Origin of the sequence: uncultured Streptococcus sp., assembly GCF_963525625.1 — a bacterium.
Lineage (GTDB): Bacteria > Bacillota > Bacilli > Lactobacillales > Streptococcaceae > Streptococcus.
In genome coordinates this window covers 122,861-138,229 of sequence record NZ_CAURLD010000003.1, presented here as the reverse complement: position 1 = coordinate 138,229, position 15,369 = coordinate 122,861, and the positions used below count along the sequence as shown (strand labels likewise).

Sequence of the window (15,369 nt, the reverse complement as noted above, 5' to 3'; positions counted from 1 at the left end):
ACTATTATTCGCTGACTGCTCCCTTGCCATCAAGGCTCCAAGTATCTTTCATGTTTGTAATGAAATCATCAAGAGTTTCTTCGTCGCCTTCAAAGGATAGTAATAGACTTTGTCATCTTTTTGGAAAACCAATGTATTAGCAAGTTGCCCCGATTTCAGAATGATGTTTATTTGAAAGGCTTCTATTCCTGAGACAGTACTTTTAGAGCCCCACATCTTCTCAATATTATCTTTTTGACTCCAATTATAGGCTACATGCTGAGCAATTGTTTCTGCATTGAAAGTCTCACCATCTGCTACTTCAGCTTCTGCCTTGGAAACAGCATTCATGGTAACGATATTATAAGCAGAACCGTCGGTATATTGGATAAGTCCCTCAACCTCTGCATCAAAAAATTTAATCCATTTACTTGGGATATCGATATAACCAAACTCTGGAGAACCAACACGTTTTGTTTCTTGATTGGTTTTGTTCTTGCTTTTTTTAGAAGAAGAATTTGAAGACTTCTTTTTCACTTGTGCACTGGAACTGGTTGAAGAACTAGATTGACCAGTCTTTTGTCCAGAATTGGCACACGATGCAAGAGTAAGTGAAGTTAATGCCAGAACTGCTCCAAGCAGATACGATCGTTTCATGATTTTCCTCCTTTTAGGATATATTACCTAGGGCTATAAGACTTTATTCCTCATCCATACTCAGGACACTGAGGAAGGCTTCTTGTGGGACTTCGACAGAACCGATAGCTTTCATCCGTTTTTTACCGGCTTTTTGTTTTTCTAGGAGTTTGCGCTTCCGAGAAACATCACCACCGTAACACTTGGCTAAGACATTCTTACGCAAGGCCTTGATGTCTGTCCGAGCCACGATTTTCTGTCCGATAGCGGCTTGAATAGGTACTTCAAACTGCTGACGAGGAATGATTTTCTTGAGCTTGTCTACAATCAGCTTGCCACGCTCATAGGCAAATTCCTTGTGAACGATAAAGCTGAGAGCATCAACCTTGTCGCCATTGAGGAGAATATCCATCTTCACCAGCTTGGACGAGCGATACTCAGAGATTTCATAGTCAAAGCTCGCATAGCCACGAGTAGAGGACTTGAGCTTGTCAAAGAAGTCAAAGACAATTTCAGCAAGTGGGATTTGATAGATGACATTGACCCGATTATCATCGATATAGTCCATGGTCACAAAATCCCCACGCTTGCGCTGAGCCAACTCCATCACCGCTCCGACAAATTCCTGGGGAACCATAATCTGCGCCTTAACATAAGGCTCCTCGATGGAATCAATCTTGGTCGGGTCTGGAAACTCGCTCGGGTTGGACACATCAATAGACGCCCCATCTGTCATATTGACCTTATAGATAACGGACGGTGCCGTCATAATGAGATCGATATTAAACTCACGCTCCAAACGCTCCTGAATGACATCCATGTGCAGCAAACCCAGGAAACCACAACGGAAACCAAATCCTAATGCCTGTGATGTTTCTGGCTCAAACTGCAGACTGGCATCATTGAGCTGGAGTTTTTCCAAAGCTTCGCGTAGGTCATTGTATTTGTTAGATTCAATCGGATAGAGTCCGGCAAATACCATAGGATTCATCTGCTTGTAGCCAGCTAGTGGCTCTGCAGCTGGATGGTCCGCCAAGGTCACTGTATCTCCGACCCGAGTATCCTGTACCGTCTTGATAGAGGCTGCGATATAACCAACATCCCCTGTTGCTAGGAAATCGCGTCCAATGGCCTTGGGAGTAAAGATGCCGACCTCGGTTACATCAAAGGTCTTGCCATTGCTCATGAGCTGAATGGTATCTCCCGGCTTGACCACACCGTCCATCACCCGCACTTGCAGGATTACCCCACGATAGGCATCATAGACCGAGTCAAAGATTAAGGCCTTGAGTGGTGCTTCTACATTTCCAGTCGGAGCTGGAACTTTCTCCACAATCTGCTCTAAAATTTCTTCAATTCCGATACCAGCCTTGGCAGAAGCCAATACGGCTTCACTAGCATCCAGTCCAATCACATCTTCAATTTCTGCCCGCACCCGCTCTGGATCCGCAGCTGGCAGGTCAATCTTATTGATGACTGGCAGGATTTCCAAGTCATTATCCAGCGCTAGATAAACATTGGCCAAGGTCTGAGCCTCAATCCCCTGAGCCGCATCTACGACCAAAATAGCCCCTTCGCAGGCCGCTAACGACCGCGATACCTCATAGGTAAAGTCCACGTGTCCCGGCGTGTCAATCAAGTGGAAGATATAGGTTTCACCGTCCTTGGCGGTATAATTGAGCTCGATAGCATTGAGCTTAATAGTGATACCGCGCTCCCGCTCCAAGTCCATGCTGTCCAAGAGTTGGGCCTGCATTTCCCGACTGGAAACTGTCTCAGTCGCCTCCAAAATCCGGTCAGCTAAGGTTGATTTCCCGTGGTCGATGTGGGCAATGATGGAGAAATTGCGGATCTTCTCCTGACGTTTTTTCAAATCTTCTAAATTCATTTTTCTCATCCTTTTAGGGTATTCTATTTATTATAACACAAGACCAGTGATTTTTCCTATAGACTCGGACTTTCTCTATAAATTATGCTATACTAGTCAGAGAATAATTTTGGAGACACTTTATGATTAAAATTCTTGCACTTGATATGGACGGCACCTTGCTCAACAGCAAAAAAGAAATTCCCCAGGCTCACATCGAAGCTATTCACCGAGCTATTGAAAAAGGAGTCAAATTGGTTCTTTGCACAGGCCGTCCCTTGGTTGGCGTCAAGCCTTATTATGACAAACTGGGACTGGCACAAGAAAACGAATATGTCATCGTGGACAATGGCTGCGCCACTCATCAGACCAGCGACTGGAGTCTGGTGGACTGGCAAGAGCTGAGCGGTCAGGATATTCGCTATCTATATAGCCTGTCTGAAAATAGCCCTGTTCAGTTAACTCTCTTTGATGAAGAGCATTATTTCGTCGTCGGAGAAAAAGCCAGTTCCCATGTCGTGAATGACGCTAGCTTGGTCTTCACGACTCCAACCGAGATTAGCCTAGAAGAAGCTTGCAGCGGTCAACACAGAATGTTTCAAGCTATGTTTTTAGGCAGCCAAGAGCAAGTAGATGCTTTTGAAGCCGAGTTTGGCCAAGAAATCTGCCAGCGTTTCAGCGGCGTTCGCTCTCAGCCAGTCATTTACGAGGCCATGCCATCTGGTGTAACCAAAGCCTTTGCCCTAGAGCGATTAGCTAAACAATTAGACATCAATCCTCAGGAAATCATGGCAATCGGTGATGCTAACAACGATATCGAAATGCTGGAATATGCAGGCCTCGGTGTAGCCATGGGCAATGCTTCAGACCATGTCAAAAGCCTAGCCAATGCCGTCACAGACAGCTGTGAAGAAAATGGGGTTGCTACTGCTATTGAGAAGTTTATTTTGAATTCGTAAAAGTCAAAAAGGAAGAGCAACGTCTCTTCCTTTTTTGTTCTATAACCTTAATACTATTGCCGTCTTGGCACTTGGAAATCAAAAAATTTCTATTCCTTTCTCCTTAAGATTTTCCATGCATTCTTGCAGATAGGCTGCGTCATGCTCCGGATAAATGGGATGTTCGAGCTCCTTAGCTGGCAAGTCCTGATAAGGTGGGCAGGTCTTGCCACGATAGTCTTTATCCAGCCAAAGGCTGTCTGGCTGATAGCCCCGCTTCTGCATCTCCTCCATAATCAAGAGATGATAAACATACAGGTGATAAGGGCTGTGCTCAAAAACATAGTTGACCGTCGCATGCGGCTTGCCCCACCCTCGTCCACGTAAGGCTGCACACTCTCGGTGCTGGCCTAAAAGCTGCTGGCGCGGAAGTTTTTCAATCAAATCTTGGTGCCAAAGTCTCACGGTTTTCTCCTTCTAGAATAATCTTATAAAATCATCAACGAATATGAACAATCAACTCTTGGGCAGTTTTCCTGCTTTCTCCAGCATTTTCTTGACAAAATACGGCATCTTAACATTCTCGCGCCCTTTTTTCTCAATCAGTTTCTTGACGAAATCTGGCATTTTCAGCTCTTCATCCTCTGCAAGAATCTGGCTGCTCTCCTCCGACGGCTGCAATTCATCGAAGGTTTCTTCTTCTGGAAAACACTCTTTGAAGGGTTCATGCTCATGACGGCGGATAGTTTGAATCAGGGCGTCAATTAAACGGTCGTCTGCATTGGGCATAGGCGGTCTATGATAAGCAACACCCAGTTCATCGCAAAGTTCCTTACACTCCACGTCATTGTCAAAAAGAACCTCTATATGCTCACTGATAAAGCTAATCGGCACAAAAATATAATGCTGCGGATGTGTTTCTTGCTGACGCATGTAGTCCAGCACGTCAGGCTTGATCCAAGGGAGTCCGATGTCACTCTCACTTTGCCAAACATTGAGATAATCCTCCTCTGTCAAACCCAACCTTGCAGCAATCAAGCGGGCATTGTCATAGATCTGATCAATGTAAGGATCTCCGAAATCCAAGGCCAGAATAGGCACACTGTGGGCTGAGAAGAAAATCTTGAAGGTCTCTTCTCTAACCTCTTCTGTAAGAATCTTTCTCAGCTCCTCTGCCCAATAATCAAGAATAGCTTCTTCCTGATACCATTCCTTAATGATATTAAAGCGGATGGAATCACTCTGGATAAACTTCTCATAGCCCATGACAGAATAGTAAGAAAAATGCGGCTCTAGAATCAAACAGATACAATCCTCAATACCATCCTCTTCCATCTGCTCAATCACATCTGGTATAAAAGGACGTGAAAATTTATTGGCAAAATAAACCGCATACTCGCCAGCCAAACGCTGACGAACCTTTTCCACCTCTTCTAGACTGATACGCTGCAGTGGCGTTCCACCGATGAGGACATAGTTATCATAGAGGGTCTGAATTTCATGGTCTTGCGGCCTGACACCGCGGCGAATGTTGGTAAAAAATTCAGCCACTCCCTCAAAGCTAATCTCCTCTGGCGAGCCAAAAGTCATCATTAGAATTGCTTTCTTCATCATCTTTCCTCTTCAGTCACTTCGAGAAAGCCAAGTTGGCTTTCCAACGACTTTCTTGTAATCACTTTCATTTTAACATCTTAAAAAAGACTTGAATAGACCAAAAAACCTATTCCTTGAAAAGAATAGGGAAATTTAATAATTCAGATATTTTAATATTAGAGGTATGCTTTAATGGTTCGTTGAGTTTTCCAGTTATAAATCAACCTTAAGCAGGCGCCCCAGCTCCTGATAGAGAATCTCTGTAGGCTGATATTCTTTACTTTGCTGGGCAAGAGTTTTCAACTGAGACCAGTCTGTGCGATCTGTCAATTCCTTAAAAAGCCGCAGAACTTCTGCATCGGTCTTTCTGCGAGCAACTACCCCCACCTGAGCTAGCTCAGCACGAACAGCATTGTCAAACTGGTCATAATCCTGAGGCAAAATGAGACTGGGAATCTCCTGCTCAATACAAGCCATCATGATACCCGTCCCTGCATGGTGAATGGCAAAATCTATCTTGTCCAAAATATCTGTATAAGGCAAATAGTCAAAGAGCAGCAGGTTTTCAGCAAGTCTCTTCGGAGCATTGCCCAAGCCACTAGCTTCACCCAAGGTAACGTAAAATAGGTAATCTGGGTAGAGCTGACTTAGCTTTTTCGCTCGCTCCACCATGCGCTCCTTCTCCCATTTCAAATGAGTGCCGCAAGTCACTAAAACCCGCTTCTTTTCGGTCTCAAAATAAGACTCATGAGCTGCAGGCAGACGATCAAAGGACAGGCATTTGTAGCCAACCCAGCGAAGATGCTTAGGAAAATCATCTCGAAACTCTAGCTCTTTCATGCCCAAAGCCAAGATAGAGTAAGGCGAGTAAATAGCTTCTGTGCCGTCTTCCCGATAGAGTTTAAAATCTTGATAGTCTCCCAAACTCTTCCGGACTAAAGCAAAGGCCATTTTCTTTCCACAACGAATAGCTTGCCTGCCTAAGGCATCTCTGAATTTGTACAAGACGCCCTGATGAGGTTTCCAGCCTCCCAAATAGGTCGGAGTTGTCGTCTGGCACTCAATCGCAACCGGACTCGGAATCGTAGTTATCCAGGGGATGCCAAAGCGATCAGAAATCAGGCCTGCCGGCGAAGCAACAAAATCCGCTATGACCAAATCCGGTTTACCGCCCTCTCGCCAAATTCGATTTAATTCGTCTATAACTTCTGGAATGAGTCTAGAATTAGCCCGAAACTGCTGATAGGTAATTAGAGGATTGCTTTGCTGCGGAGTATTAGCGATATCCTCCATCACCGTCGGTCTTTCTGGAAAGAGAGCCAGACAGTCAAAACCGATTTCCTCTACTAACTCTTTCTTTTGACATCCAGTGATGACCCGAATCTGAAAACGCGGATCCGTTAGCAGAGGCTTGACTAAGGTCAAAGTAGGCAGCAAATGCCCACTAAATGGCACACTAATCACATCAATCTTTATCACTTTTTCTAATCCAGTCATAAACTAATCCTTTCACATCTTCCCTGTATTCATAATCAAAATGGTTGCTATCCACCATCACATCAGCTGGATGGCCATCTAGAAATCTGCTGTAAATATCCTTCCTGCCCTTGATGACCAGCAAGTCAATATCCTTGCGATTTAGGAGTCTCCGTGAAACAGGCCCCAGTGCAATCACTCTCAGTCTGATCGGCAGATTTTCCTCACCCAAATCCTCCAGCCACTGGGTTAGCATATTGAGTCCCGAGCTTTTGCAGATAATGACAGCCTCCTCAACATCCAGTAAAGGAGACAAGTGACGCTGCAAAGCCTCCTGAAAGCGAGAATTGTAGAGAGTATGCCAATAGTAACGAATATTGGAAATGGAAGCTGTCAACAAGGAAACTTGGGTTTGCCGCTCATGCTCAAATCTCTGGTTAAATGGAAAATTGCTAGCCACCACCGAGAAATCTGATGGACAAATCTGTTCAAGAAACTTAAGCTGTCCTGCAGTCAGACTAGCGCAGTCCATATGACTACTGCCACTGAGAAAAAGCAAGACTTTGCTAGATTCTATCAAGGTTTGGTCTGGCGACAGAGCATCCAACTTATCCAAATACTGCTTCATCTTACTCATAGCGGATTTTCCCATCCGTCACTCGAATCTTCCTTCCTCGCCAGTTAATCACCCGCGGACTGAGCAAGACATAGAGGAAAAGCCAAGGCAAGAGTAAATCATTCAGGACTTCGTAGAACACCTCATCAGGATGCGGCCGACCGGTTAGGATAAGGCGACGATAGGCCAGCATCCAAACCGCCTTGACCAAGAGCAAAAGCAAAGCCAGTAGCACAAAAGGCCAGCCAAGAAAGAAACTAATGAGCAAGGCAGGAAGGGGCAGGAAACTAGGCAGAGCAATTAAAATAATAACCTTCCAGTCCAAGTGTTCCTTCAGATAGATGGAGCTAAAAAGCAGCCAACGCTTCATCTGCAGCAAATATTGCTTGGCATCCTTGATAGTAGTCCGAACATTACATGTCACCCGCGTCTGGATAATCTCCACTCCCTTGCTGCGCAGAAAATCCGCTACAGCCAAATCATCACATAGATAGTCTTTAATAGCACTGAAGAGCTTCTGCCCCCTAGCCAGTTCAAGTGGCAGGATGTAGAACATGCCATTAATCGAGTGATTAGCTTTAACTTCTGCCATGGTAAAATAGGTAATAAAAGAATTCCCATTGACAAAAGCTGCAACTAGCTTGGACCAGAAATTGCTTCGCTCCTGATTATAGGGAATGCCGGTCAAAATAACATTCTCACCTAGATAATCTGTCAACTCCCCCATTTTTGAAAAATCAATGACGCTGTCGTCGTCCAGAACAATCAGATAAGGCCGGGTCAGCTCATCTATAATCTGCTCAATCTTATAACTCTTAGGATTGATCCCCTGAGGTACATCCTCCATGAGAAAAACGCGAATGCGCTGGGCATAAGAAGGATTCTGACAAATCTTATCAGCCACTCGCTGAGCCTCTGGGTCAGACTGATCAATCAGCCAGTAAAACTCAACCGCTTCTGTCTGTTGGAGATTGGCTAATAAGTCATTTTCCAAACGAGGGTCACCAGATAGGATAGGCTGAACCACTGTATAAAGCTCCTCTTGAAAATCTGATGAAGAGCTCTGCCCTTTTTTCAAATAAGTCAAAGACAAGAGCCAACGCAAGATAAAGAGAAGCAGGTAAGCAGATGTCAGCAGGAAAAAAATAAGTTTCATGTTCAAAGCCCCTTTCGTAGATATGCGCCAATCAAACGGATAATCCATCTTTGCGGAAGTAGTCTCATGAGCCAAGCCAATAGTCGATATCTCTTACCCACTATAGCATAGGAACGGTCTTGCTGAAGGAGTCTGATGATGCGTCGTGCTGCTATCTCCGGGCTCATCTGCAACTGACTTCCACCCAAAGCATCCTGCAGCTCTGGAGGAAAGATAGAAGTCCGAACCGGTCCCAGTATATAAAGATAAACTGTCATTTCAGAGCCTTTGAGGCGCAGCTCTTCTTGCAAGGCTAGACAGTAGGTCTGCAAAGCGACCTTACTGGCGCTGTAAGCTGCCAGATAAGGATGGGGACAAAGCGCTGCCAGAGAGGAAAGTTGGACAAGTCTTATCTTGCGATTGCGCTCTGCGACTTGCTTGATCAGCCGAATCGGTGCTTGGTAATTAACCTGCCATAGGGCATTTTCAGCAGCTTCTGAAAGAGATAGAGCTGGACCAAAAGTAGCCAGACCACAGCAATTAATCAGTAGATCCGCCTCTAGCTGCTGAGCAAAATCGTCCACCGCAGCCGCATCTAGCAAATCCAAAACTCTGAAGGAAAGCTTGGCCTCGACTCCAGATAGATCCTCTTGCAGTTGAGTGAGTTTAACTTCATCTCTGCCAACCAAGACCAGCTGGTCTGTCCTTTGAGCCAGTTCTCTAGCCAACTGACGACCTATACCTCCCGAAGCCCCCAAAATCACAGCTTTGCTGATTGTTTTTTCCATTTGCATAGATATAGTTTACCAGATTTTGACAAGATATAAAACTAATTGCTAGATTTTACCTTTGTCCTCAAGAAACGAAAAACATTTCTCACTCTCCCCTGAATATGCTAAAATAGATTTAAATGAAATGAAAAAGGAGCATTTATGAAATATCCTAATCTGTTAGAGCGTTTCCTGACGTATGTCAAGGTCAACACGCGCTCAGACGAGACATCTACTACTACACCCAGCACTCAGAGTCAGGTGGACTTTGCCAAAAATGTCCTCATCCCTGAGATGAAGAGGGTTGGCTTGGAAAATGTCTACTACCTGCCCAACGGCTTTGCGATTGGAACTCTGCCAGCCAACGACCCTAGCTTTACCCGCAAGATTGGCTTTATTTCCCACATGGATACGGCGGACTTCAACGCAGAAAACATCCAGCCACAGGTCATCGAGAATTATGACGGCGGTGTGATTCCGCTGGGGCAATCTGGCTTTAACTTAGATCCTGCGGACTTTGCCAGTCTCCATAAATACAAGGGCCAAACCTTAATTACGACTGACGGAACAACCCTTTTGGGAGCAGACGACAAGTCTGGTATTGCTGAAATCATGACTGCTATCGAATATCTGTCTGCCCATCCAGAAATCAAGCATGGAGAAATCCGAGTTGGCTTTGGACCGGATGAGGAAATCGGTATCGGGGCTGATAAGTTTGACGCTGAAGACTTCGATGTGGACTTTGCCTACACAGTGGATGGCGGACCTCTAGGTGAGCTCCAGTACGAAACCTTTAGCGCTGCTGGAGCAGAACTGACCTTCCAAGGCCGAAATGTCCATCCGGGAACTGCTAAAGACCAGATGGTCAATGCTCTCCAGCTGGCTATTGACTTTCACAACCAGCTGCCAGAAGCCGACCGACCAGAGAAAACTGAGGGCTACCAAGGCTTCTACCACCTGATGAACTTGACCGGTACTGTCGAAGAAGCTCAAGCCAGCTACATTGTTCGTGACTTTGAGACAGAGGCTTTTGAAAATCGCAAAGCTGCTATGCAGGCTATCGCTGATAAGATGAACCAAGAGCTAGGCAGCGAGCGTGTTATTTTGACCCTTAAAGACCAGTATTACAACATGAAGCAGGTCATAGAAAAAGACATGACACCTATCCATATCGCCAAAGCAGTCATGGAAAGTCTGGACATCCAGCCTGTCATCGAGCCTATCCGTGGCGGAACTGATGGCTCTAAAATTTCCTTTATGGGCATTCCGACACCTAACCTCTTTGCCGGCGGCGAAAACATGCACGGCCGCTTCGAATATGTCAGCCTAGAAACCATGGAACGCGCTGTCGATACCATCATCGGAATTGTTTCCTATCAAGATTAAAAACGAAACCACAGAAGTTCACGAGGAATTTCTGTGGTTTTTTGTGATTTGCATAGAACAATATATTCGGATAATTTAAACACTTTACTCCTAAACATTGACTTTCTTCAAATGTATAATTGAATAATCTCATTTTAATATTCCTCTCCAAGCAATGGTCAAATCATTCCAATAATAAGCATACCTTTCCAATCCTTATTATTTTCTCTGTTTATTTTAACACAATATCAATCAAATAAGTATAGGGTTGTAAAAATCAAAAACGAATGATGGTATTAGACTTGGCTTAGTCTTCATCATTCGTTGTATTGTTGTTTTTACATCAAAATGTAAGCTTAGCTAATCTGAACAGTTTTCAGTTGGCCGTCAGTTCCTGTAAAGCTGATGCTTCTGGTTGCTGGATTGTAGCTGAAAGTCTCTGGGCTGACACCGTAGAGCTGAGAAAGCTCCTGCAATTTCTGGTTGAACGCTTCCTCTGCCATGCCAAAACTCGCTGCTAAGCTTGATTGACCAGTTGGGTTTGCAGCTGTCGAAGCTTCTGCTGGTTTGTCAGATTGGTTTTGGGCTGTTTCTGCAGCATTAGAATCGGAAGGTAGATTGCCATTTTGCGCAGTTTCTGGAGCACTGCTGCTGGATGGCTGACCAGAAGCAGGTTGTTCAGCTGATGCTTTGAGGAAGCCTTTTTGCACCGCATAGGCATCTGCTGCTTGGCGCTCAGCTTCTGATAAGTCTTTCTTGTAAATATAATGCTCGTGGTCCAGATGGGCTACCCGATAGCCTTGCTCATCCGCTCCGACCATATCCTGCAGATTAAAGTGATAGCCGTCATCGTCCCTATGCTGAGAATCAGAGTCGCTTGCCCCCTCAGAATGGACGAGTGACTGCTGGAAGGCCAAGATCTCCTTGAGCAGCTCTTTCTTGTCTGTAGCTCTCTGTCCAAGCTTATCAAAAAGCTGGTCCAGCTGCTGGTATTGCTGCTCACTTCCTTGATTCTTTTCCAAATACTGATGGATAGACATGAGCAGATTATAAAGCTGTTGATAAACTTCCTGATTTTCCGTATTAGACGGCTCTTCCTTTTGTCCAGCAATGATTCGGCTCATCTGATCCAAAAGCTTCTGACTTGCTGTCAGTAAAGCTTGCTTATCTGAGCTGCTGCTCTTTAATTCCTTGCCTAGTTCTAAGATTCTAGCTGCATAGTCTGCTCGGCTGTTTTGGTCCTTTATTTCTCCAAGCAGTTCCTGCGCTTTTCCAAGGAAGACAAGTGCTTGAGCGCTCTTTTCGCTATCATCTGTCGTTCCAAAATCATCATAAATACCTTTCAAAAAGTCATAAATCATGGCTTTGTAGGTTGGCTGATCGGGCTCGCCCTGATCTAGTTCTGTCTTTTCAGAGGACGGAGAAGGCTGACCGCTAGCAAGGGCTGCTGCAATTTCTTTCTTAGTCTGATAGAGGGCAGGAAAAAGCTGCTGGAGATTAGTCGCTTCTATAAAGGCTTGAGACTTATAGAGAGTCAAGGTCAGCTCGGCTGCTTTTCTGCGCAGCTCAGGGCTCAAACGTCCATCCTCCAAAGCTTGGTAGAAATAACGAATATACTCAACCGCTGTGACGCCTGTCCGATCATGATAATCTTCTAAAGCAGATAGTAATTGTCCTAGCTCTACCATTTCAGCTTGATTCTGGCCAGCATAAGCATTTTGCAGACGCTGTAGCAAGTCAGCTTTCTTCATTCCATAACTATCCGTGTCAAGTCGGTTCATTCTCTCCAAAAGTCCTTGATAGGTCTTGTCCAGCTCGGTCTCTTGGATTGGCTTGACCGTTTGATCCACATGGATAAACTGCTTATCAAAGTTATCCAGACTGCTCAGGTAGCCAGCTGTTGAGTTGCTAGGCAGCTTCTTCATAGTTTCCACGAACTGTCCCAAAGCTAGCTCAATCCGCCGCTGCATAAGAGGATCATCGGCATAAAGACGCTGACTGTCCGCTTTTAGATTTTCTACTTTTCGCAAAACAGCAGCCTCATCATAATCGCCCTGCTCATACTTAGATTGAATCTGAGGCAGACGATTTTTCAAGGCTTCTGCTGCGCCCTTGGACTGGATTTTGATATAGTGGTTGTGGTCGCCATGAGGAATGACAAACTGACCATCTTCCACTTGCAGACTGTAAGGCGAAAGACCAGAGCGCAAGGCTGTTGTGTAGAGCTCATTCATGAAGTCCAGCTCTGCATTGCCCGTTACCAGAGGAATGCGAACATGCTCCTTGCGGACAGCATAGGGGTGGATATGAGTTGGATCATAAGCCTGGTCAGGGTTATTAAAGACAAAGAAACCATTTGAGATGCGAACTGCTTCCTTGGGAACCCCATAGGTCTGGCAGATATAAGCAATCTTTTCCTCATCGCTGGCATCGCGTGAATAGCGTTCAGCGTCATTGACCGCTGCTGACGGTTTTGCTGGTTGCTGCTTGGTCAAGGCCTGCTCCGCTGCTTGAATCTGTTCAGCAGTCAAGTCTTTCTTGTAAAAGTAATGAGCATGATCTCCATGCGATACCATGTAGCCTTGATCGTCCTTGCCAATGACAGCCTCCGCATGAAAACCATGGTCGTGATTAGGCTGTGACGGTAGCTGAGGCTTCGAAGCTTGCAGTGGATCTCCCAGTGGCTGGTAAGTATAACCAATAGGAATCAAGCGGGCAATCTTTGCCTCCAAGTCTGACAGCTTGTCATAAGGAATGAAATGATGGTGGTCTCCGTGGGGTATAACGACTCCATTTTCTGTCCGACGACTGATTTTCAGCGGGTCAAACACTACACCGTCCCCTTCATGATAGCGCTGAGACTGAGGCAGGGCATAGAGTTGCTGCAGCAGACTTGGCAAGGATGGCTGAGATGGTTGAGATGGTTGAGACGGCTGAAGCGGATTGGACGGACTCGGCTGAGTAACCGCTAAGCCAGGTCTTGGTTGCTCAATCTTTGAATGATTTGGCAGCTGTGGAGACGGATTTGAGACAGCTCCACCCTGATTGTCAGCACTATTCTGATTCCAAGTATTGGAAGAAGCAACCGTCCTGCCGTAGTTAGGCGGATTCACTCGTCCGCCAGCCCGTCTGCTATTCCAGTAGCTCTGAGCTGCTGCCAATTCTGCCGGCGACAAGTCGCTTTTAGGAATGTAGTGAAAATGCCCGCCATGCGGCACGATAAAAGCATCACCTGTATCTTCGATGATGTCTGACGGGCTAAAAGTATAGCCGTCATCCGTTTTATATCCCCCTTGCCCTTGGTGGGAAATTCCTGCAAGGTCTGCCGCCGTCTTTCCCGCAGCTAAGGACTTGCTAGGTTGGCTGAAATCGCGAGTCCTGCTTGATTTTGTAGTGGAAGATTTGCCACTATCGCCTTCTTCCTTGGTCTTATGCAGCTTCTTCTGCCGGGCAATCTCATCTACCGAGCGGACATTACGGGTATGCTTGGCATCCTTGAGGTAGAGATAATACTTCCCCTCCACCTTAATAATATAACCATCCTTGACCTCATTGACAATATCTGCTTCCTGCAAAGTGTAGTTAGGATCTCGGATAATCAGCTCTTCGCTGATAATGGCATCAAAAGGCACCTTTCCATCAAAGTAATGATAATGGTCTCCATGAGAAGTGACGTAGCCCTGATCCGTGATTTTCACGACGATTTGCTCTGCTTCAATACCTTCATCATCATTGATTTGCTCAGGCGTCAAATTTTTATTTTTATCCGTCTTGTCACCCGAAGTCTTGTCCTCAATATAGGCTACTTTGTTATCTTTGGTCTGGGTTCTGGGCTGAGCTTGCCATTGGATAAGCCCGTAAGTTCCGAGGCCGAGAGCTAATACAGCTGCTGAAGCTAGGAAATATTTCTTTTTCATGGTTTTCCTTTATCCTTTCAAATCTTTAGCTAAAACAGCTAGATTTTCTTCTAAATTTTCTAAATAAGATAGTTGGTTGGCTGGGTCTGCTTCCAGAGGATTCAGCTCCTTGATTTGTACACCGGTCGCCTTGACCAAGGTTTGAGCCACTTTGGAAGAAGCATTGCTTTCCACAAAAATGGTCTTGACCTTGTGCTCCTTGACAAAATCTTCTATCTCTGTCAGTTGGCGTGGACTAGGCTCCTGCTCCGGTGAAATACCAGCAATACCCAGCTGGATCAGCCCGAAGCGCTTGGCTAGATAAGAAAAAGATGTATGCTGGGTGACAAAGGTCTTGTTGGGTACTTTGTCGAAAATCTTCTGGTAACGCTCGTTCAGCTCCTTGGCCTCTTCTTGAAATTTTCGAGCATTGGCTTGATAAATATCCCGATGGTCGCTATCCAGATCCGACAGTCTGTCAGCGATAATCTGAGCTTCCTCCGCAGCCTTCTGAGGATCCAACCATGTATGGGGGTCATAGAGCGTCTTCTCATCCACTCCCTCTCCTGCTTGGACATCTTCCAAGCCTGCAACCCGATCCAGCTTCATACCCTGGGAAGCCTCAAGGACTTGAACCTTGGAATTCTTGAGACTAGGATTCAGCTCGCCAGCCCAAGACTCCAAGGTCCGTGAGTGATAGACAAAGACATCTGCATCATAGATGGCTGCCACATCATTGGCTGAAGGCTCAAAATCATGAATGCCGCTACTAGACTGAATCATGCGCACATCATTCAGATCGCCCGATATAGCCTTAACCATGGAGTAGATAGGATAAAAGCTGGTTACGATCTTCAAGCCTTGCGACGAACTGGATGGACTGGATTCCTTTTGAGACTGACAAGCCCAAAGACACAAGGCAAGAGCCAGCAGACTAAGGCAAGCTGAGATTTTTAAAGCTCGTTTCACAATATCTCCTTAACTAATTATTAACCAGTTTATTAACTGGTTAATATCATACACTTTGTCAACTTCTTTGTCAAGTTTTTTAAGAAAATAAAGCAAAAGGAAGTAGGATTCTTTCCCGCTTCCTCTTTG

The 15,369-nt window shown here is 45.4% G+C and carries 11 protein-coding genes and 1 pseudogene; 2 read left to right on the top strand and 10 right to left on the bottom strand.

The features are described from left to right. Positions 1 to 4: 4 nt before the first annotated feature. Together RYK49_RS02915 and lepA are read right to left on the bottom strand one after the other, a co-directional pair. A pseudogene (locus tag RYK49_RS02915) lies at positions 5 to 636 on the bottom strand (hypothetical protein). Between the two features lie 43 nt (positions 637 to 679). Beyond that, positions 680 to 2,503 (bottom strand): translation elongation factor 4, encoded by a 1,824-nt coding sequence (gene lepA, locus RYK49_RS02910; RefSeq protein ID WP_032909703.1) that lies wholly within the window; start codon positions 2,501 to 2,503, stop codon positions 680 to 682. Between the two features lie 122 nt (positions 2,504 to 2,625). On the opposite strand from lepA, the gene RYK49_RS02905 reads away from it, so the two are divergent. Then, on the top strand, positions 2,626 to 3,441 hold the full coding sequence (locus RYK49_RS02905; RefSeq protein ID WP_314830934.1) for a Cof-type HAD-IIB family hydrolase: 816 nt from the start codon (positions 2,626 to 2,628) through the stop codon (positions 3,439 to 3,441). A gap of 78 nt (positions 3,442 to 3,519) precedes the next feature. Here RYK49_RS02905 and RYK49_RS02900 read toward each other — a convergent pair whose 3' ends face one another. The 6 genes from RYK49_RS02900 to RYK49_RS02875 all read right to left on the bottom strand — a co-directional run bounded on the left by RYK49_RS02900 (position 3,520) and on the right by RYK49_RS02875 (position 9,034). Next, on the bottom strand, positions 3,520 to 3,885 hold the full coding sequence (locus RYK49_RS02900; RefSeq protein ID WP_314830935.1) for a TIGR02328 family protein: 366 nt from the start codon (positions 3,883 to 3,885) through the stop codon (positions 3,520 to 3,522). Between the two features lie 51 nt (positions 3,886 to 3,936). Beyond that, entirely contained in the window at positions 3,937 to 5,031 is a 1,095-nt protein-coding gene (hemH, locus tag RYK49_RS02895; protein WP_314864838.1) for a ferrochelatase, read from the bottom strand. 195 nt (positions 5,032 to 5,226) lie between these two features. Continuing rightward, the gene (locus RYK49_RS02890) at positions 5,227 to 6,510 is read right to left on the bottom strand and encodes a glycosyltransferase (RefSeq protein ID WP_314864812.1); all 1,284 of its coding nucleotides are present in this window, start codon (positions 6,508 to 6,510) and stop codon (positions 5,227 to 5,229) included. After that, positions 6,479 to 7,126, bottom strand: a complete 648-nt coding sequence (locus RYK49_RS02885; RefSeq protein ID WP_314864810.1) for a hypothetical protein — start codon at positions 7,124 to 7,126, stop codon at positions 6,479 to 6,481. The genes RYK49_RS02890 and RYK49_RS02885 overlap by 32 nt, the downstream gene beginning before the upstream one ends. Continuing rightward, a complete protein-coding gene (locus RYK49_RS02880) occupies positions 7,119 to 8,261 on the bottom strand; it encodes a glycosyltransferase (RefSeq protein WP_314864808.1) in 1,143 nt (380 codons plus the stop codon). The genes RYK49_RS02885 and RYK49_RS02880 overlap by 8 nt, the downstream gene beginning before the upstream one ends. 2 nt (positions 8,262 to 8,263) lie before the next feature. Next, on the bottom strand, positions 8,264 to 9,034 hold the full coding sequence (locus tag RYK49_RS02875; protein ID WP_314830939.1) for an SDR family NAD(P)-dependent oxidoreductase: 771 nt from the start codon (positions 9,032 to 9,034) through the stop codon (positions 8,264 to 8,266). A gap of 138 nt (positions 9,035 to 9,172) precedes the next feature. Between RYK49_RS02875 and pepT the strand changes: the two genes are divergently transcribed. Continuing rightward, positions 9,173 to 10,396 (top strand): peptidase T, encoded by a 1,224-nt coding sequence (gene pepT, locus RYK49_RS02870; RefSeq protein ID WP_314830940.1) that lies wholly within the window; start codon positions 9,173 to 9,175, stop codon positions 10,394 to 10,396. Positions 10,397 to 10,731: 335 nt separating this feature from the next. Here the strand turns inward: pepT and RYK49_RS02865 are convergent, their stop codons facing one another. Both RYK49_RS02865 and RYK49_RS02860 read right to left on the bottom strand, forming a co-directional pair. Further along, positions 10,732 to 14,292: a pneumococcal-type histidine triad protein gene (locus RYK49_RS02865; RefSeq protein ID WP_314864806.1), complete on the bottom strand. Its 3,561-nt coding sequence runs from the start codon at positions 14,290 to 14,292 to the stop codon at positions 10,732 to 10,734. Positions 14,293 to 14,301: 9 nt separating this feature from the next. Then, positions 14,302 to 15,240, bottom strand: coding sequence for a metal ABC transporter solute-binding protein, Zn/Mn family (locus RYK49_RS02860; RefSeq protein ID WP_314830942.1), 939 nt, complete (start codon positions 15,238 to 15,240; stop codon positions 14,302 to 14,304). Positions 15,241 to 15,369: the final 129 nt, after the last annotated feature.

What these genes read in the sequence shown, in the direction of transcription:
- RYK49_RS02885 (WP_314864810.1), bottom strand. Translation starts at nt 7,126, where the DNA reads ATGAGTAAGATGAAGCAGTATTTGGATAAGTTGGATGCTCTGTCGCCA.
- RYK49_RS02890 (WP_314864812.1), bottom strand. Translation starts at nt 6,510, where the DNA reads ATGACTGGATTAGAAAAAGTGATAAAGATTGATGTGATTAGTGTGCCA.
- RYK49_RS02880 (WP_314864808.1), bottom strand. Translation starts at nt 8,261, where the DNA reads ATGAAACTTATTTTTTTCCTGCTGACATCTGCTTACCTGCTTCTCTTT.
- lepA (WP_032909703.1), bottom strand. Translation starts at nt 2,503, where the DNA reads ATGAATTTAGAAGATTTGAAAAAACGTCAGGAGAAGATCCGCAATTTC.
- RYK49_RS02865 (WP_314864806.1), bottom strand. Translation starts at nt 14,292, where the DNA reads ATGAAAAAGAAATATTTCCTAGCTTCAGCAGCTGTATTAGCTCTCGGC.
- pepT (WP_314830940.1), top strand. Translation starts at nt 9,173, where the DNA reads ATGAAATATCCTAATCTGTTAGAGCGTTTCCTGACGTATGTCAAGGTC.
- hemH (WP_314864838.1), bottom strand. Translation starts at nt 5,031, where the DNA reads ATGAAGAAAGCAATTCTAATGATGACTTTTGGCTCGCCAGAGGAGATT.
- RYK49_RS02875 (WP_314830939.1), bottom strand. Translation starts at nt 9,034, where the DNA reads ATGCAAATGGAAAAAACAATCAGCAAAGCTGTGATTTTGGGGGCTTCG.
- RYK49_RS02905 (WP_314830934.1), top strand. Translation starts at nt 2,626, where the DNA reads ATGATTAAAATTCTTGCACTTGATATGGACGGCACCTTGCTCAACAGC.